Source organism: Spongiivirga citrea (genome assembly GCF_010671565.1).
GTDB lineage: Bacteria > Bacteroidota > Bacteroidia > Flavobacteriales > Flavobacteriaceae > Spongiivirga > Spongiivirga citrea.
Genome location: NZ_JAABOQ010000002.1, coordinates 611,718 through 635,163, shown reverse-complemented (window position 1 = coordinate 635,163; position 23,446 = coordinate 611,718). Strand labels below are relative to the sequence as shown.

The 23,446-nt window shown below is 36.1% G+C and carries 23 protein-coding genes; 8 read left to right on the top strand and 15 right to left on the bottom strand.

Annotated features, from left to right (window positions below):
- Positions 1–8 precede the first annotated feature (8 nt).
- From GWK10_RS06370 to GWK10_RS06345, 6 genes are all read left to right on the top strand, one after another.
- A complete protein-coding gene (locus GWK10_RS06370; protein ID WP_164030367.1) occupies positions 9–863 on the top strand; it encodes a restriction endonuclease in 855 nt (284 codons plus the stop codon).
- On the top strand, positions 850–2,220 hold the full coding sequence (locus GWK10_RS06365; RefSeq protein WP_164030365.1) for an MBL fold metallo-hydrolase RNA specificity domain-containing protein: 1,371 nt from the start codon (positions 850–852) through the stop codon (positions 2,218–2,220). The genes GWK10_RS06370 and GWK10_RS06365 overlap by 14 nt, the downstream gene beginning before the upstream one ends.
- Before the next feature lie 157 nt (positions 2,221–2,377).
- Positions 2,378–2,824 (top strand): Hsp20/alpha crystallin family protein, encoded by a 447-nt coding sequence (locus GWK10_RS06360; RefSeq protein WP_164030363.1) that lies wholly within the window; start codon positions 2,378–2,380, stop codon positions 2,822–2,824.
- Between the two features lie 68 nt (positions 2,825–2,892).
- Positions 2,893–3,336, top strand: a complete 444-nt coding sequence (locus GWK10_RS06355) for a hypothetical protein (RefSeq protein ID WP_164030361.1) — start codon at positions 2,893–2,895, stop codon at positions 3,334–3,336.
- 11 nt (positions 3,337–3,347) lie between these two features.
- Positions 3,348–3,983 carry a hypothetical protein gene (locus GWK10_RS06350; RefSeq protein WP_164030360.1) on the top strand — a complete coding sequence of 212 codons (636 nt, stop codon included), beginning with the start codon at positions 3,348–3,350 and terminating at the stop codon, positions 3,981–3,983.
- Positions 3,980–4,969: an NAD(P)-dependent oxidoreductase gene (locus tag GWK10_RS06345; protein ID WP_164030358.1), complete on the top strand. Its 990-nt coding sequence runs from the start codon at positions 3,980–3,982 to the stop codon at positions 4,967–4,969. The genes GWK10_RS06350 and GWK10_RS06345 overlap by 4 nt, the downstream gene beginning before the upstream one ends.
- 4 nt (positions 4,970–4,973) lie before the next feature.
- Here GWK10_RS06345 and GWK10_RS06340 read toward each other — a convergent pair whose 3' ends face one another.
- The 15 genes from GWK10_RS06340 to GWK10_RS06270 all read right to left on the bottom strand — a co-directional run bounded on the left by GWK10_RS06340 (position 4,974) and on the right by GWK10_RS06270 (position 20,941).
- A complete protein-coding gene (locus tag GWK10_RS06340; RefSeq protein WP_164030356.1) occupies positions 4,974–6,188 on the bottom strand; it encodes a succinylglutamate desuccinylase/aspartoacylase family protein in 1,215 nt (404 codons plus the stop codon).
- A complete protein-coding gene (locus GWK10_RS06335; RefSeq protein ID WP_164030354.1) occupies positions 6,181–8,049 on the bottom strand; it encodes a CBS domain-containing protein in 1,869 nt (622 codons plus the stop codon). Before GWK10_RS06335 ends, GWK10_RS06340 begins: the two co-directional genes overlap by 8 nt.
- Positions 8,050–8,085: 36 nt before the next feature.
- Positions 8,086–8,931 carry a universal stress protein gene (locus tag GWK10_RS06330; RefSeq protein WP_164030353.1) on the bottom strand — a complete coding sequence of 282 codons (846 nt, stop codon included), beginning with the start codon at positions 8,929–8,931 and terminating at the stop codon, positions 8,086–8,088.
- Positions 8,932–9,013: 82 nt separating this feature from the next.
- Entirely contained in the window at positions 9,014–9,739 is a 726-nt protein-coding gene (locus GWK10_RS06325) for an energy transducer TonB (protein WP_164030351.1), read from the bottom strand.
- Positions 9,740–9,935: 196 nt separating this feature from the next.
- Entirely contained in the window at positions 9,936–10,061 is a 126-nt protein-coding gene (locus GWK10_RS18560; protein ID WP_262886643.1) for a hypothetical protein, read from the bottom strand.
- Between the two features lie 589 nt (positions 10,062–10,650).
- Complete coding sequence (locus tag GWK10_RS06315) at positions 10,651–11,571, bottom strand: hypothetical protein (RefSeq protein ID WP_164030349.1); 921 nt, start codon at positions 11,569–11,571, stop codon at positions 10,651–10,653.
- 15 nt (positions 11,572–11,586) lie between these two features.
- Positions 11,587–12,345, bottom strand: coding sequence for an SDR family NAD(P)-dependent oxidoreductase (locus tag GWK10_RS06310; protein WP_164030347.1), 759 nt, complete (start codon positions 12,343–12,345; stop codon positions 11,587–11,589).
- A gap of 178 nt (positions 12,346–12,523) precedes the next feature.
- Positions 12,524–12,709, bottom strand: a complete 186-nt coding sequence (locus GWK10_RS06305; RefSeq protein WP_164030345.1) for a YgaP family membrane protein — start codon at positions 12,707–12,709, stop codon at positions 12,524–12,526.
- Positions 12,710–12,720: 11 nt separating this feature from the next.
- Positions 12,721–13,026: a hypothetical protein gene (locus GWK10_RS06300; RefSeq protein WP_164030343.1), complete on the bottom strand. Its 306-nt coding sequence runs from the start codon at positions 13,024–13,026 to the stop codon at positions 12,721–12,723.
- A complete protein-coding gene (locus GWK10_RS06295) occupies positions 13,023–16,220 on the bottom strand; it encodes an efflux RND transporter permease subunit (protein WP_164030341.1) in 3,198 nt (1,065 codons plus the stop codon). The genes GWK10_RS06300 and GWK10_RS06295 overlap by 4 nt, the downstream gene beginning before the upstream one ends.
- A gap of 7 nt (positions 16,221–16,227) precedes the next feature.
- Positions 16,228–17,307, bottom strand: a complete 1,080-nt coding sequence (locus GWK10_RS06290) for an efflux RND transporter periplasmic adaptor subunit (RefSeq protein WP_164030340.1) — start codon at positions 17,305–17,307, stop codon at positions 16,228–16,230.
- Positions 17,304–18,614, bottom strand: a complete 1,311-nt coding sequence (locus GWK10_RS06285) for a TolC family protein (protein WP_164030338.1) — start codon at positions 18,612–18,614, stop codon at positions 17,304–17,306. The genes GWK10_RS06290 and GWK10_RS06285 overlap by 4 nt, the downstream gene beginning before the upstream one ends.
- Positions 18,611–19,507, bottom strand: coding sequence for a hypothetical protein (locus tag GWK10_RS06280; RefSeq protein WP_164030336.1), 897 nt, complete (start codon positions 19,505–19,507; stop codon positions 18,611–18,613). The genes GWK10_RS06285 and GWK10_RS06280 overlap by 4 nt, the downstream gene beginning before the upstream one ends.
- Before the next feature lie 190 nt (positions 19,508–19,697).
- Positions 19,698–20,222: a DUF6799 domain-containing protein gene (locus GWK10_RS06275; RefSeq protein WP_164030334.1), complete on the bottom strand. Its 525-nt coding sequence runs from the start codon at positions 20,220–20,222 to the stop codon at positions 19,698–19,700.
- A 323-nt stretch (positions 20,223–20,545) separates the two neighbouring features.
- Complete coding sequence (locus GWK10_RS06270) at positions 20,546–20,941, bottom strand: hypothetical protein (protein ID WP_164030332.1); 396 nt, start codon at positions 20,939–20,941, stop codon at positions 20,546–20,548.
- Between the two features lie 140 nt (positions 20,942–21,081).
- On the opposite strand from GWK10_RS06270, the gene GWK10_RS06265 reads away from it, so the two are divergent.
- Positions 21,082–21,429, top strand: a complete 348-nt coding sequence (locus GWK10_RS06265) for a carboxymuconolactone decarboxylase family protein (protein ID WP_204263093.1) — start codon at positions 21,082–21,084, stop codon at positions 21,427–21,429.
- Positions 21,429–23,348 carry an ATP-dependent zinc metalloprotease FtsH gene (ftsH, locus tag GWK10_RS06260; RefSeq protein ID WP_164030331.1) on the top strand — a complete coding sequence of 640 codons (1,920 nt, stop codon included), beginning with the start codon at positions 21,429–21,431 and terminating at the stop codon, positions 23,346–23,348. Before GWK10_RS06265 ends, ftsH begins: the two co-directional genes overlap by 1 nt.
- The last annotated feature ends 98 nt before the right edge of the window (positions 23,349–23,446 follow it).

The window sequence follows — 23,446 nt, the reverse complement described above, 5'->3', positions numbered from 1 at the left end:
CTAATTTCATGAAAGAAGAGGAGTTCACGATAGTTAAAGCATCGGGTGAAAAGGTACGATTTTCTATACCCAAACTAAAAAAATCCTTACGGAGAAGTGGTGCCGAAGAGCATACTGTCTCGCAGATAATAGATGCGGTACGAGATGAGCTTTATCAAGGAATTTCCACCAAAGAAATTTATAATAGGGCGTTCGCTTTGCTAAAGAAGAGTAAGTCTATTTATGCCTCTAAATACAAATTAAAAAAGGCAATATATGAGTTTGGACCTACGGGCTTTCCGTTTGAACGTTTTGTTGCAGCTATTTTACAATATGCGGGGTACCAGGTTAAAGTCGGCCAAATACTTCAAGGTAAATGCGTTAGTCATGAGGTCGATGTTGTTGCCGAAAAGGATGAGGAGCATATCATTATAGAATGCAAATTTCATAGTGATAGAAAGAATAAATGTGATGTCAAAGTTCCCCTTTATATACACTCTAGATACAGTGATATAATTGCAAATTATGAGAATGGAAATAATTGCCCGACTGATGGCTGGGTAGTTACGAACACACAGTTTACAAAAGATGCAATCGCCTATGGAACCTGTTCTGGGCTCCAGCTATTAAGCTGGGATTTTCCGAAAAACAATGGACTTAAAGACAGAATTGACCGCTTAGGATTATATCCAATTACTGTTTCTACTTTGTTGACCAATAGTGAAAAACAGTTCTTGTTGGGTCGTGATATTGTATTGTGCAGGCAACTTTTAAAAGACACATTTTATTTAGATCATCTAGGAGTTTCTGAGGAGAGAAAATCGAACATTATAAGTGAAATCAAGCTGCTTTGCAGCGAAACTTCAGTAAATGAACAGCATTAAGATTCATTTTTTAGGAGGAGCAGGTACGGTTACAGGTTCTAAATTCATTATTGAGACTTCGGAATGTAATCTTATGATTGATTGTGGTATGTTTCAAGGTATTAAGGAGCTGCGAGAGCAAAACTGGAACCCTTTCTCTTTTGATGTAACAACGATTGATACCGTTTTATTAACCCACGGCCACTTAGATCATACTGGATACCTACCACGATTGTTTCAGCAGGGTTTTAAAGGTGAAATTATTGGAACTGCACCGACTATTGCTATAACCGAGATTATATTAAAAGATAGCGGTAAGATTCATGAAGAAGATGCTAAAAGGGCCAATGAGAATGGATATTCTAAACACGATCCAGCAGAACCCTTTTACACAATAGAAGATGCCGAGAGAACAATTAGTTTAATGAAAACTTCCGCATTAGATATTTGGTGTCAACTATCGAAAAATATAAGATATCGGTTTCGATATAATGGTCATATTATAGGGGCTACATTCATTGAACTCGATGTTTTTGGAAAAAGAATGGTTTTTTCAGGAGATATAGGAAGAACGGATGATCTACTACTAGATGCACCACAAAAGCCAGAATGGATTGATTATTTGTTTATAGAAAGCACCTATGGTAACAAGTTACATCCCACCGAGAGTGTCACAGAAAAACTTGTCACGCTCATCAACCACACCATTCATAATCGCGGATCATTAATTATTCCATCTTTTGCTGTAGAGCGCTTACAGGCGTTAATGTATATACTTTTTAAGCTATATCGAGAGCGTCGAATACCTAATATTCCCATTTTTGTCGATAGTCCAATGGGGAACAATGTACTATCAGTCTTCGAACGATTTCCAGAATGGCATAAAATTCCAATGGATGAATTTCATTCAATGAAGAAACGAATGCATATTGTTAGATCGTATCGCGAGACTTGGGAAACTATTGATGATCCTAGGCCAAAAATTGTTATTGCTGGCAGCGGGATGGTTACAGGAGGACGTGTGCTAACTTATTTAAAGCAGGGTATTGATGATATTAAAACCACGGTGTTATTGGTAGGATATCAGGCGGAAGGTACAAGGGGAAGGCAATTATTAGACGGCGCTCATGAACTTAAGTTTTTTGGAAAATGGTATTCAGTAAAAGCGGCTATTCATCATATTGAAAGTTTGTCAGCGCACGCAGATCAGAACGACCTTTTATTTTGGTTAAGCAAGGTTAAAAATATTCCCGAAGAAGTCTTTTTGATACATGGCGAACCTTCAGCCTTAGATGCCTTTAGAGTAAAACTAAATGATACTTTTTCTTGGAAGGTTGCTATTCCTAAAATAGGCGATTGTGCTGAAATTTTGATTTGAGATTGTCGGGTTTCTTTTTCGTTAAGCTCCATTATTTATTAAGTATCGCAGCAACAAATCGTAGCAGAATCAAAACTGATAATTGTCATTTCGTACACATACATACTAGTGTAACTTTATAATATCAATTAGTTAGTAACACCAAAAACACAACATTATGTCATTAGTAAAATTCAACAAAAGAAGATTTCCGTGGCTAAATGACGGAATTGCAAATTGGTTTGATACCGATGATTTTTTCTCAGATGATTTCTTTATTAGAGATCGTAATTTACCAGCGATGAATGTAAAAGAGAATACCGATAATTTTGAAATCGAGTTGGCCGTACCTGGCTTCTCAAAAAAAGAGATCGAGGTCTCTCTTGAAAACGACATTCTTCATGTATGTGCCGAAAAGAGTAAAGAAGATATTGAGGAAAACGAAAATGGTTACACACGTAAAGAGTTTAGTTATAACTCTTTTGACCGCAAGTTGACGATGCCATCATCTGTCGACCAAGAAAAAGAAGTGAAAGCTACCTATAATAATGGATTGCTAAAACTTCAACTAGCCAAATCGGAGAAGGCTATTGAACCTGCGAAGAAAATGATTGAGATAGTTTAACATCCTTGATATGAAGGGCAGAAGGCAGATCTACTAGTTGTTTTTTGCCCTTTTTAATACTAAAGAAGATGAATGTAAATCCTACACATATTAAATATATCGAATGGCGTAATCCTGACGGACTGCATGAGGATACTTCAGGATGCATTTCGCAATTAGAATTCATTAATGATGAACTAGATTTTCTTAACCAACTTATAAAAGAGCATACGATTCAACTTATTTCTGGAGAAACCTTTGAAGAGAGTAAAGCAATTGTGGGTACACTTATTGCCCAGCAAAAAGAGCTTCAACCTTTAATTGCACAAGCTAAAATTCATAGAAATAAACTCCAGATATTAATGGATGATATCGACGTTCCTAACGAGCTAAAAGATTATAAAGCCGAACACTATGACCTTATGTTCAAGGTTATAGGATATAACGCTAGGTTCAAGAAACTGAAGAAAAAGATATTTAAACTCATCAGCGCCATAATGAAATCGAACAAACAAAAAAGATTACTCAACTGAAACTAAATGTCATGAAAAATCTACTTCTTTTAATATTTGCTATTACCATGCTAATTAGTTGTTCATCTAGTAAAATGGTACAGCAGTATAAAAATCCCGAAACGGTTTCTTTTGAAGCTAATAAGGTCCTTGTTATTGGAATAACTCCAGATGAGGATGTAAGGGAAATATTTGAAAAGAGGGTAGTCAAGAGTTTAGAAAAACAAAATGTACGGGCAGTTAAAAGCATCGATTTTTTCGAATCGTCTTTTACCAATAACAAACAATCATTAGAACAACTAAATAACATTGAGAACCAGTTATTAGATGCTGGCTTCGATGCGATATTATTCGCCAAGGTGATTGGTAAAGAAGACAAGGTTTCAATTATACAATCATATAATAATTTGGGCAGAGAGTTTCACACATTCGAAGACTATTACTTTAGTAATCAGCATTTGTATTTAAACGAGCAGAAACAATCTTACACCGTTTATAATACGGAAACTTCACTATACTGTATCTGTCCGGGAAAAGAACGGGAACTATTATGGCGAGGAGAAATCGAGGTAGTAGATGCAGATAATGTGAATAGAAATATTAATAAATATCTCAATATTCTTTTTAAAGGACTTAAGGATAATCAACTATTAGTTTCTGCATTATGAAAGTGCTTATTTATAGCGCCAAACCCTTTGAGATTCCCTTTTTAAAGTCTGCCTCAAATTCTTCTCTTTCATTAGAATTTACTTCAGAAAGACTTACCTCGGAAACAGCAGCTAGGGCAGTTGGTTTTAGGGCAGTTTCAGTGTTTTCAGCTGATGATGTCTCGGCCATAGTGTTAGAGAAGCTGCGCGATTTTGGCGTGAAATTTATCAGCTTACGTTCAGCAGGTTTTGATAATGTAAACCTAAAAATCGCTAAGCATTTTGGCTTTAAAGTAGCCAATGTGCCCAAGTATTCGCCAAACGCGATTGCCGAACATGCTATTGCACTTTTGTTGGGTATTAACAGGCATCTGGTACTTGCAAATAAACAACTTGCCGAAAATAACTTTACACTAGACGGTCTTGTTGGATTCAATTTAGAGAGTAAAACGGTAGGCATTTTAGGAACTGGAAAAATAGGAAGCGTTATTACCAAAATTGCCCACGGTTTTGATTGTAATATTCTCGCAAATGACAAAATTATTAATGACGAATTGGTAAAAAATTTTTCCGTGGAATATGTATCAAAAGAAGCTATATGCAGGCAGGCTGATATCATTATTGTTAGTTTACCGCTTACTTCACAAACTCATTATTTAATAGATGAAACCTTCCTTAAGAAGGTCAAAAAGAATACAATTATCGTAAATATCGCAAGAGGAGCCATCGTCAAAACAAAGGCGATATTACAAGCATTAAATTCTGATAAATTAGGCGGATATGCGACTGATGTTTATGAAAAGGAGAGTGGAGTGTTTTTTTATGATCACTCTTCAAATAAGATACAAGACGAAGACTTAGCAGCACTTATACATCATCCTAAAGTATTACTAACACCGCACCAGGCATTCGCTACTAAAGAAGCGCTGACCAACATTGCCGAAATAACTATACATAATTTGATCCGCTGGAATAAAGGCAATCATTCGGAAAACGAGCTTGTCTAGGTTTCTAACTATTTTTCCAATTGTACCAATTGGCATGTCTGTAATCATCATCTCGTGAAGCTGTTTCTCTGCTATTAATTCTTAAATGTGTTTTATCAATTTTCTTACTTCTATATCCTAGAAGATGAAAGAATTGCTTGGCAAAAAATCTAGCTATTTTACGATTTACTATTAATGTATCGCGCTTATCCGAAGCCCATTTAATACCTGGTAATAGCGGTAAAATTTTATCAAAATGGATGTTGCGAAGTATAGCAGAAAGGTGAAGAATAAATCGTGGAATTCGTTGGATAGAAAAATATCCTTCATCACCCTGACTTTGATAAAGAGGCATAAAGATGCGGCCGTTTTTATGTGCAAAGATAGGGGCACCATTTCTTGTAGCTAATTGCTCTCCCTTTTTTACATGTTGAAAATTGACAAACCCAGGTTCCATCTTAAAGGTTTCGCTTGGCTTAATCTTGTAACGGTAGTAAATCTCATATACATCTTTAGAATCTACTGATGTCTTGGCCAACAATTCATAATAATGATAAAAATCAATATCATCTTTGCTAACACTTTCAGAAAAAACAAGTGTTAAATAGATAAAAGCAATGTGATTATGAATAGATGAAATGTCATTATGCTGCCCACTTTCATAACCAAAGGCTACATACCCCAATTCATTGATATAGCTTAACAGTGGTCCTTCTAGATATTCTTCAATCCCCAATATAAGAGGCACAGGATATTGCATAGTGAATTTGCGATTAAGCAAACTATCGTTTACAACCGCAAACGGAATTGTTTCGCTCGATGTGGTATGCAAATCCATGAAATAAAATGGGCCATTCTCAATTTTGAGAATTTTTGTTATTTCATTGTAAATTGCTATTTGCTGGGCGATATCTTCACTGCTAACCGTAAGGCTTCCGTCAAGTAATGCTTGTATACGCTCTTTTGTCCAAAGCCTATTAAGGTCGTTTTCATGATACCGTTTACCATAATCGAGCGCCCATAAATTGCCGCTTATCGCATAGATATTTCCGCAAATAGGAATTTTATTTGCTTCAATCTCATCAAGAACCTGCTTTATTGCAAATACACCAGCGGGTTCATTACCGTGCATACCCGCCATGAAAATCAAGGTAGTACCGGGTTGACTTCCCTTAATATGCCCAATGATGCGGTTTACTTTTATGGTTTCATTAAGTGCTTGGCTATATACTTCAGTCATCTTGTAATGCAATTACATCCTTTACAGTTATTATTCCGACTAGATCTTTGTCTCTAACAACAGGTAGACATCCAATTTTTTTCTCAATCATAAGTCGTATTGCATCGCTAATTAGAGTTTCGGGTTCTGCAGTAATCACATCTTTTATCATAATATTTGATACTAGATTGGCACTGTCTGCCTCAGGTTTTTTGGCATGTTCTTTCATGTGTTTCCATGTAAGCAGTCCTACTAACTCGCCATCATCATTTTCTACCGGGAGGTGATGTATTCCTTTCCAAAGCATAACATTGGTAGCAAGGTTTGACAAATCGTTCTTATTCACTAAAAATAATTGTGTCGACATGATATGACGAACCTGAGTTGCCATCGTGTGCGGGTTTTGATTTTGTTTCATAGTAGGCCATGTATGGACAGGAAGGTTAGCTTGCTGATTTTGATATATCTCTTTTGTTAATAGAACCAAAGCATCATCTTGCTTTAGTTCTTTTTGAAGCTTACGATAATTATTTATTTGCCATTTACTTCCGGTCATTCCGACTGTTCTTTTTTCAATAACACCAAGTAGGCGTTCAATATCTGCTTTATCGATTCTCTTTTTCTCTAGACCCGAGTAGGCGATAGGAAGCAGTTCGTTTATAACAAGATCTCTAGCGGAATACAGCTTATCTTTCCACAGCAGCACCGATTCTCTTCCAGTTCTAGCGGCTTTGATGAAGTTCGCATTCGCATCACGAAAATCCATCTGATTTTTCATATCATCAAATTCTGCAGGGCGGCCAGCCATTAATCCTACCCAAAATGCAAAATTGGCCATTTGGTCCAATACGGATGGGCCTGCTGGCACATATCTATTTTCAATACGTACGTGGGCCTTACCGCCGCCAACACCATAACAAGGTCGATTCCAGCGATAAATAGTACCATTATGCACATTTAGAGCCGATAGTTTTGGTGTAATACCATTATCAAGCTGTTCAAGAGAATTAGATTCTATATCTTTTATAAGCATTAATTTGTAGCGAGCAATATCATGTTTATACATTTCAGCTATTGATCCGCTGGCCCAGGCTTTTCCGAAAGTTACTCTTGCCTGTCTATCTTTTAGGGCATAAGATGAACTACGCGTATCTACACTTTGTCTGAACAATGCGATTCTAGTTTCGCTCCACAGTTCTCTCCCCAATAATAATGGTGAATTTGTACAAACACCTAATATAGGTCCTGAAATTGCTTGAGCCCAGTTATAGCTCGAAACAAAATCATTTGGTGCAATTTGTAAATGCATTTGAAAACTGGTGTTACAAGCTTCAAACAATACCGATTCATGATTAATAGAAAGTTCATCGACACCACGGATATGAAGTTCTATATCGCCGCCTCGATATTTTCGTATCATATCGTTTAACAGTTGATAGCGGGTGTTAGGTGTCATATATTCAAACTGTAACTCACTTTTACTTATAGTAGGAAGAATGCCAGTTAATAAAATTTTTGTGTCATGTTTCGAAGCTGCATTACCTGCCTTAGCAAGTAGATTTATAAGTTGTTTTTCTACGAAACTAAAGCAGTCCTTTTTTAATTCAATAGGATCTAGATTAATCTCGAGATTGTATTGGGCAATTTCTGTTGTAAAATGAGGATCATCTAATTCTTGTAGTATTTCAAGAGCCTTACAAGTAGGTCTCCAGTTTTCATTAATTAAGCAGAATTCCTGTTCAGAGCCAATACGTTCAATATCATCTTCAATTAACCCCTTTTCTAGCATTACTTCTAATGCTTTTATGTCATCAATTAAGTGCCGAGTGAACTTGACTCGTGCTTCTTCGTCCCTACTATTTTGAACATGATGCTGTCCCATATCTAATTTTTAACTAATAACTTGATACTCCTAATCTCAAAAGGTTTTTGTGAAGCATATCAAAGGAATAGTTGTTTGAGATTCCATTTTTTTAACGAGGTCTCTATGAATAATTTTCTGGAAGAAACCACGGTCTTCTCGCTCCAACATGGCGATCATATCTGCGTTGATCTTATCTAAATAATTACATAACTCACCATATACATCATCGGAGAAGAAAATGTCAAAAGACATGTTATCATAGGTTACTTTTTGCAATAGCATTTCTTTAAACCATGCCATTTGGTCGTAGCCAGAATATTCACTGTCGGGAGATATGTGAACTATCTTTATTGCTGGTTTAAAAGGAGCCACAATGGGGATTAGTTTTTTTATCGAGTAGATATCCTCCTCTTCAAAATCGGTGGCATAAACTATGGTTTGGGGCTTTTTGGTTTCAATATCAGCCGGTAATACTAAAAGTGGGCAATCTAATTTTCCTGTAAGTGTTTTTGCGATATTTCCTGACAAGAATCCTCTATCGGAGTCTTGATTTTTTGTTCCCACAATAACCATATCGACGAAGAGTTCTTTTGCTTCAGAGATAATGGTGCTGCTAATAGAAACATTGTTAACGACTCTGGCTCGAACATTCATTTTATCAAGTTCGTGGCCTAAATGATGTGCGCAAAACGATTGTAATATTTCTAGATGTTCCTGCTCGGCGAAACTACCTATTTTAAAAGCCGAACGAGAACTTCTTGAAGTTGCCATTATCGGTATGTCGTATACATGCAATACAACCAGCGCTGCATTTAAGGCATTACTTATAAAATGAGCATACTTTAAAGCTGGAGCGGAATGCTCTTTACCATCAGTAGCAAATAGGATCGTTTTATTCATTTTTTAGGTAATTATTAGTGGTTAAATTATGTGATATGGGATAGACTTAATATTCATAAAACCAGATGTTACTTAAGTATTGCTAACCGTTTCGAATAATAAAATTCACAGGAATACTATAAGGTACATTTACGTTTTTATCTCGCTGTCTACCTGGTTTCATTTTTGGTAGAAGTTTTATGATTCGAACAGCCTCATTTTCTAAGTTTTTATCAGGCCCTCTTTTTTGGATTTTTACAATGTCACCATTTCTATCTATAACAAATGTCACGAACACCCTGCCTTGAATTCCCATGTCTAAGGGGATTTGAGGGTATTTAAAGTTCTTATTGATATGTTCTTGCATTTTTTTGTTGAAACAAGCCGCTCGTTCCGATTTGTCCAGACCTTCACATCCTGGAAAAATAGGTGCTTCTTCAATTACTGAAAATGGCACATAAATTTCTTCGACTTCATCCTCGGTTGCGACATCATCAACTTCAACAAATTCTGATATTTCTGTCTCCTGATCCGATTCACTTGATATTACAATAGTTTCCTTAATTTCCTCTTCATCTTCAACTACCTGAATGACATCTGGAGCCGCTGGAGGAGGTGGTGGAGGGGGAAGGTTCAGTGTTTTGGTAATTGGGATATCCTCTGTAATATCCTCGGCAATATTTTGAACTATCGATAAATGCTCTGGCTGCTCGTATGTTTTCATTTCCATTGCTCGCCATGTAAGGAATAGAACAATGTTTAAGCCTATTACGAAGTATAAGCTGCTATTTCGATTTAAATCTACTTTTGGATTCTTTTTTGGTTTCATGATACTTAGTTTGTATACTAAGTTATCTATCAACCTCTTTTTTTTCTATGATATTTGTCATATCAAGATGTAGCCACTAAAAAGTGAAATGAGTTTGAGGATAGTAAAAAACATTTAATAGGAGCTTTTGAAAAGTTGCTCGTACCTAATCCAAGTAGTTGAGCACTGATAGAAATAATGAATTTTAATAACCCTATTATTTTTTAGACTGTTTTAGTTCAGTATATAATGTTATGACTAATAATATAGCGGCTACCCCAAACCCAATAATTCCAATATTAAGTCCGAATAGGGTTTTCTCGGTTCCATCGAGATACTTCATTGAACCTCCATAAAAATCTTGCAGAATAAACGCCACTAAAAAGCTCCCCGTTATGATTAAACTTAAAACCGCACTTACAATAACTTCTTTTTTTACCCAAACCAACCACAAGCACAAAAGCCCAATACTAGAATTGGTAATTAGTTGCCAAACCTCATGAATACGAACATGTGGTGTCCAATTAGGATTAAAAACATGTGTTACATTAATTTCTAAAAATGGTACAACTACGGCATAAAGTATAATACTAAAAGTAATTGCGGTTTTTTTTCATGATTTATGGTTTTTTAAAGTGCTCTTTCAATGGTGTTTATAGAATTGCTTTATTGTTTTGACGCTTCGACTAAAATTATGACCTCTTCTGGCCCTTTATTTATACTCTTAGAATGTTTTTCATTTGCCAGTATTAAGGTATCTATTCAATTTATTATCTGAAAGTCATTCTAGTATTAAATGAACTTAGATAGTTTGATAAAAAAGCCATAATTAGTGACGCTGTCTTATTATTTGAAATATACTCTGACCTCATTTAGAATATTCTTTAAAAAAATCAAATTATCAAGGATTACTCTGAAGTTTATTCTCCAATTTACTCTATTGCAAAATGTTTAAATACTCGAAGTGCCCTTAAGGTGTTCCAACGGCTTGGTTTTCCTGCTTTTTCCATTTCAAAATGAATTTTCCCGGGATGCTTCGCCTGTACATTCCAAGTACCATCTTTGTTTCTTTTTTTTAAAAGCACATCGATAGCTTTTTGCATTCTTGGATCCCATGGCGAATTTGAATATTGAAAGTAATCTAACGCACTTAATATATCGTACCGCCATCTTCTAGGATATGATAGTTTGAGAAAATCCTTATTGATAATGTTTCCCGTCCTGTCTGAAATATACAATTTATGTAAGAGAACAAATTCTTTGGCAGATAAGATAGCTTCATTCACCTTATTTACTTTGTATTGATATCCATTAAAGACATATTCTGTAAGTCCCTCTAAAACAGATAAGGTTGTATGTAATGAACTATGAACTGTTGGATATCTATTAGACCTACAATTAAATCCGCTGTCGGGCATTATTTGTGTTAGTATGCAGTCAACAACAGACTTTAGGTCCTTTTCATTTGTTTTGAAGTAAGAAGCGTAGTTTAAGAACATTCCGTTTATGCATAGATCGCTCAATTTCTTTTTACCAATTGGTAAAATACCGCCATCAGCTGCTTTTTCGTTTTCTAAAATAATTTCAATGGATTCTTTAATAAGTTGATTATTGGGAGCTATAGTTAGATTGCGTAAATCAAATAATGTGTAATGACTAGAAGTCCATTTTGGTTTATAAAAGGACTTTCCCCAACTTCCATTTTGCTGGCGTTGTGACAATAGTTTCGCCCCCCAACCTTCTTCAGAAATGCGGTTTCGTAGGTCATCGTTATTGGTGGATAGCAAATCGAGGTATACTTGATATTGGATAGATACGTCTCCTTCTAGAAGCCAATCAACAATGTTATTCATGAATAGGCACTGTGTTTATAGATTCATCCCACCATCTATAACCTGCATTGTTCCAGTAATATATTTGCTTTCATCTGAAGACAGAAACAACACCAAATTTGCTATTTCATTGGCTTCAGCATACCTTCCAAATAGTACTTTTGATTCAAAAGCTTCTTGAACCTCATCTGGATCATTTGGTGATATATTCTTTTCAAGATATCGCATCATCTTAGTATGCACAGGCCCAGGATGTATGGTATTTACTCTTATATTTCTATCTGCATTTTCTAAAGCTGCGGTACGCATAATTCCAACTACAGCGTGTTTACTGGCGACATATGCCCCCAAGCCTTTAAATCCTTTTATTCCAGCAACAGAAGAAGTTATAATCACACTTCCTCCATCAGACATTTTAGGAATCACATTTTGGCATCCTAACCAAACACCTTTTAAGTTTATTGCGATGATCTGATCAAATATGTCTTCGGGATATTCTGCAATGGACATAGATGTTCCTACAATGCCAGCGTTGTTGAAAAAGAGGTCGATTTTACCGAATTTTAACAATGTTTTTGCTACATAATTTTTGGTGTCTTCCGGTTTTGAAACATCGGCAATACAATAGGCTACATTGGGAGTATTAAATTCATATGTAACATCTTTTAATTTTTGTTCTGTTCTTCCCACGAGCATTACTTTAGCACCTTGAGTTAAGAATAGTTTGGCTGTTTCTTTGCCTATTCCCCCTGCACCTCCAGTAATTATTGCTACTTTATCTTTAAGTGTATTCATTTCCTTTAAATAAAAATTCAAATTGAACATCTAAATTTACAATGAGCAACACATTAAATCAATGATATAGATCATTGTCAAGTTTGATTTTTGAAGGTTACTAATTTGAGAATAGAGATAGGTTTACCTAATTGAATATTAGTGTTTTACTGTCTGGTTAGTTTTCATATATAAAAACTCACTCCGTAATTCCAAACTTCTCTAGAATAGTATCTAATAGGCACCATTTAGTTATTGAGGATTGCAAAAGATTTACTCCTACAAAAGCTGTAAACCAAAGCCAATTCAAGTTCACATAAACAGCTAATAATAGGCTTATTAGTATAAAACTTCCAGCTATACCTCTTACAATTCGATTTTTCATAATACTTTGTTTTAAATGTATTTTTCGATAGGAACAACGACAGCCTTTATTGGGTTATAGGTTACCAAACGTTTATTATAAGCTTCAGTCAACTTAAATACGGCATCAATTTTTTCGTCTTCCGTAAACGAGAAAAACAATCTCGAATCGGCTGCGCCTTTCTCACTTGGGAACCAATTGGAAGTCATTAATAGGGATCCGGTTGTTTTATATCCGTCGATATCAGATTCACTAAAGTTCTCAATATTAGCATCTTTAAATAATTCTAGGATATCCTCATGATATTCTTCTACGACGGTTACGATCAGTAATTTCATTTTTCATATTTTTTACGTTCAATTAAATAATACACCAACGGCACCACAAGCAGTGTCAATATGGTGGAGACAATAGTACCTCCCATTAAAGAAATTGCTAATCCTTGGAAAATGGGATCGAATAATATCACGAAAGCTCCAATAACCACGGTACCTGCCGTTAGTAAAATAGGTGTTGTTCTAACGGCTCCAGCTTCAATAACTGCCTTTTTTATTGGGACGTCCTCGGCCAGTCGTAGGTTGATGAAGTCAATTAATAACACCGAGTTACGAACCATAATACCTGCTAAAGCAATCATTCCAATGAATGAGGTCGCTGTAAAGAATGCTCCCATTATCCAATGCCCTAACACAATACCGACAAGCGAAAGTGGTATAGCTACCATCATAACTATAGGTGCTTTGAAGTTTTGAAACCAACCTACAATTAGGATATAAATAATGATGATTACTCCTAAAAAAGCGATTCCTAAATCCCTAAAAACTTCGAGAGTTATTTGCCATTCGCCGTCCCATTTTACCGTATAATCATCTTCTAGGCTAGGTTGATTAATATACAATTCGTTAATACTATATCCTTTAGGTAAACTTATATCTTCAAGTTTTTCTTCCATTCCAAGAATTGCGTATACCGGGCTTTCCAATTTACCAGCCATATCTGCAAGTACATATACAACCCGTTTCTGATTTTTTCTGTAGATACTCTTTTCCTTAATACGTTCCTTGATGACCATAAGATCACCAATACTTGTCATTGTATTACTTTTAGAAGCAATGCGTAATTGAGAAATATCATTTAGAGTCGATTTCTCCTTTTCATCTAGTGCTAAAACCAAGCCTATTTGTGAATTTGCATTTTCGTCGTATAGAGTAGTAATAGGCCTGTTAGAAAGAGCCAAATTCATTGTATACACGATTTGTTGCGGAGCAATACCGTATAACATTGCTTTTTCTTTATCTATGATAAATTCATATTCGGTTTGATCTGCTTCGGTCATTCCATCAATATCAACCACATCATCAGTTTTGTTTAAAATGGTTTGTATTTGATCTGCAATTTGTATTTGTGTTTTATGATCCGGGCCATAGATCTCTGCTACAATAGTTGATAACACTGGGGGACCTGGGGGTACTTCTACTATTTTCACGTTGGCATTGTATGTGTTACCAATAGCTTGAATGTCTACTCGCATCGCGCTAGCAATATTGTGACTTTGGGCACTGCGCTCAGTTTTGTCTGTAAGGTTTACCTGAATATCTGCCATATTACTCCCGCCACGAAGATCATAATGGCGTACAAGTCCGTTAAAAGTTATGGGAGCTGATGTTCCTGCATATGCCTGGTAGTTTACTACTTCTGGACGACTAGATAGGTATTGTGAAATTTCTTGAGTTACGACTGCAGTTCGTTCAAGTGTCGTTCCTTCGGGCATATCGATGACAACTTGAAACTCGTTCTTATTGTCAAAGGGTAACATTTTTACTGCCACAGACTTCGTAAAGAATAAACCTACTGATCCTAATAACAGTAGAAATGTAATGCCTAAGAACAACCATCTTTTCTTCTTGTTTTCGATTAATGGTGTTTCAAGTTTTGCGTATATTCTGTATATAAAGGTGTCTTCTAATGATTTTGTTTCCTTCTTTTTTACCTTCTTCTTATCTTTTTCTCTAAGAAAGATATAGCCCAAATATGGTGTTATAGTTAATGCTACAAACAAGGATAACAGCATCGCTATTGAAGCACCTATGGGCATAGGCGACATATAAGGTCCCATTAAGCCAGAAACAAAAGCCATAGGCAATACAGAAGCAATTACTGTAAACGTCGCAAGTATAGTAGGATTCCCAACCTCGTTAATGGCAAATAGTGCGGCTTGTTTAAAAGGAAGGCGTTTCATTTTAAAATGCCTATGCATATTTTCGGCTATGATAATAGAATCGTCCACCACAATACCGGTAACAAATACTAGTGCAAATAACGTAATTCTATTAAGGGTATAATCTAGCATATAGTAGCTCAATAGGGTAAGAGCAAAGGTGATAGGTACTGATAAAAATACAACAAGACCGCCACGCCAGCCCATAGCAAGCATAACAACAAGGGTCACAGCAAAGATGGCTCCAATAAGGTGCATTAATAATTCTGATACTTTATGAGAAGCGGTTTCTCCATAATTTCGAGTAACGGTAACCTGTACATCATCTGGGATAAGCGTGCGCTTTAAATGGTCAACTTTACCTAATATTTCCTCGGAAAGTTTCATAGCATCCGCGCCTTTTCGTTTAGCGATGGATATCGTGACTGCTGGATATTCTGAAGGATATAAAGTACCTTGATTACCCGCTTGACCAAAACCAAATGAGACATAATTTGATGGTATTTCGGGTCCGTCGTGGACGGCAGCAATTTGTTTTAAATAGATAGGCTGCTGTTGTTGAACACCAACAATCAGATTTTCAACATCTTCTTTACTCTTTAAAAAGCGCCCTGTTGTTACTAAAAACTCTGTATCATTTTTATTGAAACTTCCTGAGTTTAATTGATGATTATTGGCTTTGATCATTTCTGAAACCGATAAAAAGTCTAGCCCGCTAGCCGATAACTTATCTTTATCTAGAACAACCCGTAATTGTCTATTTCTACCACCTATTTTGCGCGTAGCAGAGACATCAGTAATTTTTTCAATCTCATTTGTCAGCTCACTCGCCATTTGCTTTAATTGAAAATCGTCATAACGATCACTCCAAAGTGTTAAGCCTAAAACGGGAACATCATCTATAGCTCTTGTTTTTACTAATGGAAATGTGACACCTTCAGGCATTTGATCCATATGTTTGTTTATCTCGTTGTATAGTTTTACAAAAGAGCGTTCAATGTCCTCACCCACATAGAATTGTACAATAACCATCCCTCGCTCTTGCATCGCCGTTGAATAGACATATTCGATGCCTTTAATATTGGAAACGAGTTTTTCCAAAGGTTTAATAACACGAGATTCGACCTCTGTAGGACTCGCTCCGGGATAACCTACAAATATATCTGCAATAGGAACATCAATCTGAGGTTCTTCTTCTCTTGGAATTAAGAACGAACTGTACACGCCAATAACCATGAAAACGATCATTAACAATACTGTAAGTTTCGAACTTATAAAGCCTTTGGCTATTTTTCCTGCTAAACCTTCTTTCATTATGATTTTATTTTACTACTACTTTCGCTCTGTTAAAAAGTTTTCCTTCCGCAGAAACGATGTAGTACTCGCCAGCTTTAAGTCCAGATAATACCTCGACATGGTCTCCTAGATCTTTTCCTAAACGTAACCAACGCAGCAGTGCTTTATTACTTTCGCTTATGGTGTATACTCCAGATAATTCACCTTTTCTTATGATGGCGGTATGTGGAATACTAATCCTTTGAGAAGACATACTAGGCTCTATTGGAAAACGAACTGTGGCATACATTCCCGATAAAACAGGTACCTTACTATCATCTAGAGAAACCTTAATGGCATATTGCCCTCCCGTTTCATTTGCAGACGGACTTACTTGTGTAACACGTCCTTTTAATGTTTGATTGATTGATTTTATAAGAACGTCGACGTCCATTCCTGTATTTATTTTTGAAATTTCGCTTTCAGGTACCATAGCACTTACTTCAAGTTTTTCCGGAGCTTCAATGGTGACCAGCGGTGTTGCCATTGTGGCCATGGCCCCGCTTTTAATAGATTTGTTGGTAACGACACCATTAAAGGGTGCACGAATATCTGTATATGAAAATTGTGTTTCTAGTTCATTTCTCATTTGTTGGGCAGTTTCTAATCGCGCCTTAGCCATTTCAAAATTTGTATTCATATTGTCTAACTCCTTTTGTGTTGCGCTGGATTCTGAAAACAATATTTTATAACGGTTATAATCTTTTTCAGCATTTATGAAGGACGCATTGGCTTCGGATATTTTTGCGTTGATCTGTGCTTGCTTTGCTCTTAGATCGTCACTATTAATAGATACAAGTAACTGGCCCTTTTTCACTTTGTCTCCTATATTCACATAGACTTCATTTACTGAGCCCATTATACGTGTACTTAAGGTAGCGCTATTTATAGCTTGCACTTTGCCACTCACATTAAGGGTGGGAGCACTAGTATCTAGTTCTACAGATGCTACTGCGACTGCGACGGCAGGTGTATCATCCGAACGGTTCTTTTTTTCATCACTACTACAACTCCAAGCCAAAAGTGTCAATATGCTTAGCGTGATTATATATCTATACGTTTTCATTGTTTTCCTTCTTTGGTTAAATATTGGATGTATAATTGTGCGAAATTGTACTCAAAAACAGTCTGGTTATAGACTAATTGTTTTTGAGCGTATAACATTTCAGAAGCTAGTAGATCACTTATTTTTTCTAATCCTTGTTTAAATCGATTGGTTCTTATTCTTAGAGCCTCTTTCGATTGCGTAACTGCCAGATTTGTTAAAACGAGTTTGTTCTTTACATCTTGAAAGTGGCGAATAGCCTTATTTAATTCTAGCTGACTCTGCGCTATATATTCGCTATACTGAAATTTTGATTTTTCCAGTTCGGCCCTGCTTTTTTGGGCTTTGCCAAAACGTTTAGAGCCGTCTAGAAGATCCCAACGTATGCTCGCACCTATTACATAACCGCTTGCATTTCCTTGAAACAATGTGTTGTCATATAATTCGTAGCTTCCAAAGGCATTTAACCTAGGAAGAAAACTCATCTTGTCTGCTTTATTGATGGAAGTGTATGCTTTTATGGAGTAATCCATAGCTAGAATATCGGCTCTTGATTTTGGAACAGATTCTAGAAGTTCGTTTATAGGATTGATCTTTAAAGAATCTGAAGGCTTCAATAATTTTGTTGTAGATTCATTCATCAAAACCGACAAATAATTCGAAGTATTTAGAATAGCACTTTTTGCATATTGCAGTTGATTTTCGATTTCGGTACTTCTAACATCCATCTCCAAGACGTCAGAATTTTGAACCAGACCTTGTTTATATAGGTTTTGAACCAGACGCTTATTTTCTTCAACCGTATTTTTTGTTAGTTCAAGTACACCAATCACCTTATACGCCAATTGTAATTGCATATAGGTTTTTTCTACTTGTAATGAGATTTTGTTGATTGCATTTTCTGACTGAAGCTCCGATGCGTTTAACATATCCTTGGCGGCTTTGCGCTGATAAATACCGTCTAAGTTGATTAAAGGTTGTAATATTTCAATTTTAGTGCTGTAATTCTCTATTCGTGTAGGATCGTTTAATAAGAGCGGATTGAAATCACTCTCCGTTAAAACTTCCTGATTTAATTTTGAACCAAAAGCCATGAGCGGATTCGTGGTAGATATGCCTGTATGAGATGCTGTGATCTTAGGTAAGAAAATGCTATTAGTTTGATTAAAATTCCCTTTTGCAGCAAGCACTTCTTGTTCAGAAATCTTTATCATATTGTTAGAAGTTATCTTAGATAATACTTCCTTCTTTGTAATAAAAATGGTGTCATACTGACCAATAACAGCTAATGGAATCGCGCAAAATAGTATGAAGGCTAAATATTTCATTGTTGCTTCTTTTTTGTTTTGAACCAATAGCTAACACCAGCGGCCCAATAGAATACAGTATCTAGGTCTTCTTCAAAAACCGCATCTTCGGTAACGATAGTAACGCTTGATTGTGGAAAAGACAATGATGGCGTAAATGAGAATATGAATGATTTGTAATGATATTCTATGGGTGCAGATAGCTCAATGTTTAGGATATTGAAGGAAGAACTCTCTTCAAATGTTACCGTATTCGATTCTGTTTGACCTCCGTTACCAGATCCTTTCCCTTTTCTATTTCCTAAGCGACTGGATTGGTAATAGGCTTCGTAAAAATTTTGAGTACCTATGTTTACTCCAATGGAAGGTTGAAACAGTAAGTTTTCCTTTTTATTTATGAACGCTCGTTCGATAAAAAAACCTGCAAACAAATCATTGCTACTTCCAGAAGTGAAGAAACTACCTATACTTACAGAAAGTTCTATATAATCTAGATCGTAAGACAGAAGACCATTTAAACTGGCCGATATTTCGGATTGAACATTATAGCTGTCATCATTGTAAAAATAGCCAGTGGCTGTAATACCACCGCTCCATTTATTTTTATCAAATAGGTAGCCTCCGCTCAGTAAAAATAGATCTACTCGCTGTTCTTCGGAAGCTGTAAGATAGGATAGGGTTGCATCGACAAAAAAACCAGAAGCATCATAATACCCAATAGATGGAAAAACATAAGGAGCGGCTATAGAGTCTCGTCGCCCCATAAAAACAGCATCACTAATATAACTTATATCGGCAAGAATATAAGAGTCGTCATTAGATACCTCTTTAATAACTTCTTCTCGTTGTTGCGGGAATAATGAAGATATGGAGAAGGAAACAAGACAAAGACTAAGTACTGCATACCTTTTCATAAGAATCCTTTTTATGTTGAGAATGGGCTTTGTTTTATCTTAAAACAGAGCCCAGATCTCCCTAATTTGATGTTCCAATCTTTTTTTTAGTCTTGGGCTTACTTTTCATTTTATTCTTAAGCATTTTTTTCTGTAAGAGCATTTTACGGTGTTGTAGCATATTTCTATAAACCTTTCCTTCCATATTAATTCACTCGCCGTCCCTTAGCCTAGCTTGATCCTGATCGCGTGCACGCACATAACTACCATCGGGATTTACAGTCGTACCATCACCAAGTCGCACTTGTTTTTCAATTTTATTTTGGGACTGGTTAAGTACCTTAATAACCTCTCCATCAATGTAGACGTAATGAAATCTGTTCTGGCTTCTAGCTTGTATTTGAGCCTGAGTAAGTCCTTGATTATTTTTATGCATTTTAAAACGGTAATGGTATTCATTGCGATATCGAACACCCTCTGGATCTATACATTCGCCATCATTTAGGCGTAATCTGTCTCTATCTCTAATTTGGATATAACCATCTGCACTTAAAATGGTACCATCTGCAAGCGTAGCTTTGTCTTTTAATCTGATTTGATCGCGATCTCTAATTTGTAAAACATCTCCATCTACTAGCATTAGCCGATCTCTATCTCGTACTTGATCTTGATCCTGAGCAAATGCGGTTGTCATTACAACTAACGACATTACCACTAAAACACATACCTTTTTCATTTTGTTAGATTTTAAAATTGAATAATGTCTCAAAATTAGAGTGCACTTAAACAATTTAAAATGATTTGAGTCAGTTACAGTAATTATACAGGAATGAGAAGGAGAAGAGTTGTCAACAACTAACCGAGTTTAGTTAACCATACGAAGAAAAGGAGATACAAAACCCCGTATGTAAAAAAAGTAAAGAATACAAGACATTAATCCCGAAGAGATGTTAGCTACAGACAATGGTTCCTTTTCCCTTTTTCTTGGCTGTTATATCCTAAGAAGAACATTAGGAACAGCAGAAAAAAAACTGTTTTTCATTTCTTTCAAGTTTTAAATTAACCTCTTCTGCCTCTTGTTCTAGACGTCCTGCTCGATCTAGGGCTATTAGAGTAGTTTTCTCTATGGTAGGTCTTAATACTACTACTTCTATGCCCCTTAATACGCACAAACTTGCTTCGTCTGAGGTTGATACTCCTAAATCTTGGAGGAAGCACATTAACACGAATCCAAATGTTATTTTCTAAGTAAAGATATTGTCGTACGGAAAGGTCATAGTAGATTACATACTCAGGGAAATAGACATAACGTACAGATTCAATTCTAGCGGGATAAAACCAAGATGGTGGAGGTGGAGCATGTGGATCAGGAGCTATAATTATGGGTCCACAGCTTCCGAAAAATAGTAGACTCGAAATTAGTAGAATAGATAATAATGGTTTATTCCTTTTCATAATGAGTTATTTGATAGTACAAAGAAAGCAAGCGGGCATGTGGATGGAAATGATCCATGTCATTTTATAGATGGGGTGTTTAAAATAATTTTGATTTCATAAAATCTCAACATTGGTAAGACCATATCTAAAGGAGTACTATGAAAAATTATAAGAAGAAATACGAAGACATTTCATCACGTATGGAGAAATTAGGAACAAAAATACCCGAAACAATGGAAGGTTTTGGGGCACTCCATAAGGCTAGCGTCGCAAATGGGGCATTGCCTTCTAAAACCAAAGAACTTATTGCCTTAGGTATCGCTATAACTGTTCAATGTGAGGGATGTATAACCTATCACGTACATGATGCTCTTAAAGGTGGTGCAACATCTGAAGAAATCATGGAAACTATTGGTGTTGCGATTTGCATGGGAGGTGGTCCTGCACTGGTTTATGGTTGCGAGGCAATGGAGGTGTTAGATCAATTTAATACTGTTGAGAACTAATGGATCAAGAAAACAAGAAGTCAAAAAGTAGTAAGCGTCCAATCGGGTTCAACCCCTTTTGGCTATATGCTTTTCTCCTTATTTTGATTTTGGTTACTTCATTATTCAGTTCTTTAAACAATACCGCAGATATAAGTTGGCTCACTTTTAAAACAACGATGTTAGATGCTCATGATGTTAAGAAGGTAGTAGTTGTAAATAAGCAGACAGCAGAAATATACATAAGGACTGATCGTCTTTCCGATTCAAAATATCAGTCAATCAATACCTCCAAATTCAACATATCAGGAATACCAAATTATTCCTTAGAGATAGGATCTATAGAAAGTTTTGAAAATAAAATGGAACAAGCTCAAAAGGATTTTAAAGAAGATGAGTTGGTGGAAGTCTTTTATGAGAATCGCACGAGTTTAATCAATTTACTTTCTTGGATATTTCCGATCATATTACTTTTGATTTTTTGGATGCTGTTATTTCGACGATCAGGTAAAGGAGGTTTGGGACCAGGCTCAATATTAAATTTTGGAAAATCTACTGCAAAATTGACCAATAGAGACGTAAAGAGCAAGGTGACCTTTAAAGATGTGGCTGGCCTAGAGGAAGCTAAAATTGAGATCATGGAAATTGTTGATTTTTTGAAGAATCCAGATACATATACAAAACTGGGCGCAAAAATACCAAAAGGGGTAATGCTGGTAGGTCCTCCAGGGACCGGTAAGACATTATTAGCAAGGGCCGTTGCTGGAGAAGCTCAAGTGCCTTTCTTTTCATTATCAGGATCTGAATTTGTTGAAATGTTTGTTGGTGTGGGAGCTTCTAGAGTTAGAGACCTTTTTAAACAAGCTAAAGAAAAAGCACCTAGTATTATTTTTATCGATGAAATAGATGCCATTGGTCGAGCACGTGGTAAAGCTAACGCCCTGCAAAGTAATGACGAACGCGAGAATACCTTAAATCAATTACTGACTGAATTGGATGGTTTTGGAACGAATACAGGTGTTATTGTACTTTCTGCAACCAATAGAGCCGATATTTTGGATAAAGCATTATTGAGACCTGGTCGTTTTGATAGGCATATTTATTTAGAACTTCCTACCAAACAAGAGCGTGAAGCTATTTTCCAAGTACATTTAAAACCAGTTACGAAAGGAAGTGACGTAGATGTGCCACTTTTGGCATCCTTAACTCCTGGTTTCTCTGGAGCTGATATAGCAAATATGTGTAACGAAGCGGCTTTAATAGCCGCTCGAAAAATTAAGAAAGAAGTTGGACAAGAAGATTTTATGGAGGCGCGCGATCGTATTGTTGGAGGTCTAGAACGAAAGGGTAAGCTTATTTCACCAAAAGAGAAGAGAATTGTAGCATATCACGAAGCGGGACATGCCGTCGTGAGTTGGTATCTTGAAAATGTAGAATCACTAGTGAAAGTATCAATAATACCAAGAGGGAAGTCTTTAGGAGCCGCTTGGTATCTACCTGAAGAGCATCAAATTATTACGAAACCACAATTTACAGACAGAATCTGTGCAGCACTAGGAGGACGTGCTGCAGAAGAAGTTGTATTTAATGAGATTTCCTCGGGAGCATTAGATGATCTTGAGAAGGTAACAAAACAGGCCTACAGTATGGTTGCATATTATGGTTTAGATGAAGATTTAGGTCCGGTGAGTTTTTATGACTCAACAGGAGAAAATGAACGTCTTTTGGGAAAACCCTATAGCGAATACCTGGGAAAACGAATTGATGAAGAGGTTATTGAATTAATCACTTCGGAATATGAAAGGGCAAAAGCCTTATTGGAAAAGTACAGGCCGCAATTAGAAGAACTTGCACAGTTACTTTTAAAACAAGAAATAGTTGATGAAAAAGATTTAGAACGCATTTTGGGAAAACGACTCAACGATACTATGCCTGTTTGAATTAAGTTATTCTTTGTCGTTTTGAAACCGTTCATTAGTTCTAAGTTAAAATGTGTGGCTTTATTCTTCAGAGTACTAGAAGAGTCTTATTTGTTAGT

Coding starts and splice junctions, on each gene's coding strand:
- GWK10_RS06370 (WP_164030367.1), top strand. CDS start 9: ATGAAAGAAGAGGAGTTCACGATAGTTAAAGCATCGGGTGAAAAGGTA.
- GWK10_RS06365 (WP_164030365.1), top strand. CDS start 850: ATGAACAGCATTAAGATTCATTTTTTAGGAGGAGCAGGTACGGTTACA.
- GWK10_RS06360 (WP_164030363.1), top strand. CDS start 2,378: ATGTCATTAGTAAAATTCAACAAAAGAAGATTTCCGTGGCTAAATGAC.
- GWK10_RS06355 (WP_164030361.1), top strand. CDS start 2,893: ATGAATGTAAATCCTACACATATTAAATATATCGAATGGCGTAATCCT.
- GWK10_RS06350 (WP_164030360.1), top strand. CDS start 3,348: ATGAAAAATCTACTTCTTTTAATATTTGCTATTACCATGCTAATTAGT.
- GWK10_RS06345 (WP_164030358.1), top strand. CDS start 3,980: ATGAAAGTGCTTATTTATAGCGCCAAACCCTTTGAGATTCCCTTTTTA.
- GWK10_RS06340 (WP_164030356.1), bottom strand. CDS start 6,188: ATGACTGAAGTATATAGCCAAGCACTTAATGAAACCATAAAAGTAAAC.
- GWK10_RS06335 (WP_164030354.1), bottom strand. CDS start 8,049: ATGGGACAGCATCATGTTCAAAATAGTAGGGACGAAGAAGCACGAGTC.
- GWK10_RS06330 (WP_164030353.1), bottom strand. CDS start 8,931: ATGAATAAAACGATCCTATTTGCTACTGATGGTAAAGAGCATTCCGCT.
- GWK10_RS06325 (WP_164030351.1), bottom strand. CDS start 9,739: ATGAAACCAAAAAAGAATCCAAAAGTAGATTTAAATCGAAATAGCAGC.
- GWK10_RS18560 (WP_262886643.1), bottom strand. CDS start 10,061: ATGAAGTATCTCGATGGAACCGAGAAAACCCTATTCGGACTTAATATT.
- GWK10_RS06315 (WP_164030349.1), bottom strand. CDS start 11,571: ATGAATAACATTGTTGATTGGCTTCTAGAAGGAGACGTATCTATCCAA.
- GWK10_RS06310 (WP_164030347.1), bottom strand. CDS start 12,345: ATGAATACACTTAAAGATAAAGTAGCAATAATTACTGGAGGTGCAGGG.
- GWK10_RS06305 (WP_164030345.1), bottom strand. CDS start 12,709: ATGAAAAATCGAATTGTAAGAGGTATAGCTGGAAGTTTTATACTAATA.
- GWK10_RS06300 (WP_164030343.1), bottom strand. CDS start 13,026: ATGAAATTACTGATCGTAACCGTCGTAGAAGAATATCATGAGGATATC.
- GWK10_RS06295 (WP_164030341.1), bottom strand. CDS start 16,220: ATGAAAGAAGGTTTAGCAGGAAAAATAGCCAAAGGCTTTATAAGTTCG.
- GWK10_RS06290 (WP_164030340.1), bottom strand. CDS start 17,307: ATGAAAACGTATAGATATATAATCACGCTAAGCATATTGACACTTTTG.
- GWK10_RS06285 (WP_164030338.1), bottom strand. CDS start 18,614: ATGAAATATTTAGCCTTCATACTATTTTGCGCGATTCCATTAGCTGTT.
- GWK10_RS06280 (WP_164030336.1), bottom strand. CDS start 19,507: ATGAAAAGGTATGCAGTACTTAGTCTTTGTCTTGTTTCCTTCTCCATA.
- GWK10_RS06275 (WP_164030334.1), bottom strand. CDS start 20,222: ATGAAAAAGGTATGTGTTTTAGTGGTAATGTCGTTAGTTGTAATGACA.
- GWK10_RS06270 (WP_164030332.1), bottom strand. CDS start 20,941: ATGAAAAGGAATAAACCATTATTATCTATTCTACTAATTTCGAGTCTA.
- GWK10_RS06265 (WP_204263093.1), top strand. CDS start 21,082: ATGAAAAATTATAAGAAGAAATACGAAGACATTTCATCACGTATGGAG.
- ftsH (WP_164030331.1), top strand. CDS start 21,429: ATGGATCAAGAAAACAAGAAGTCAAAAAGTAGTAAGCGTCCAATCGGG.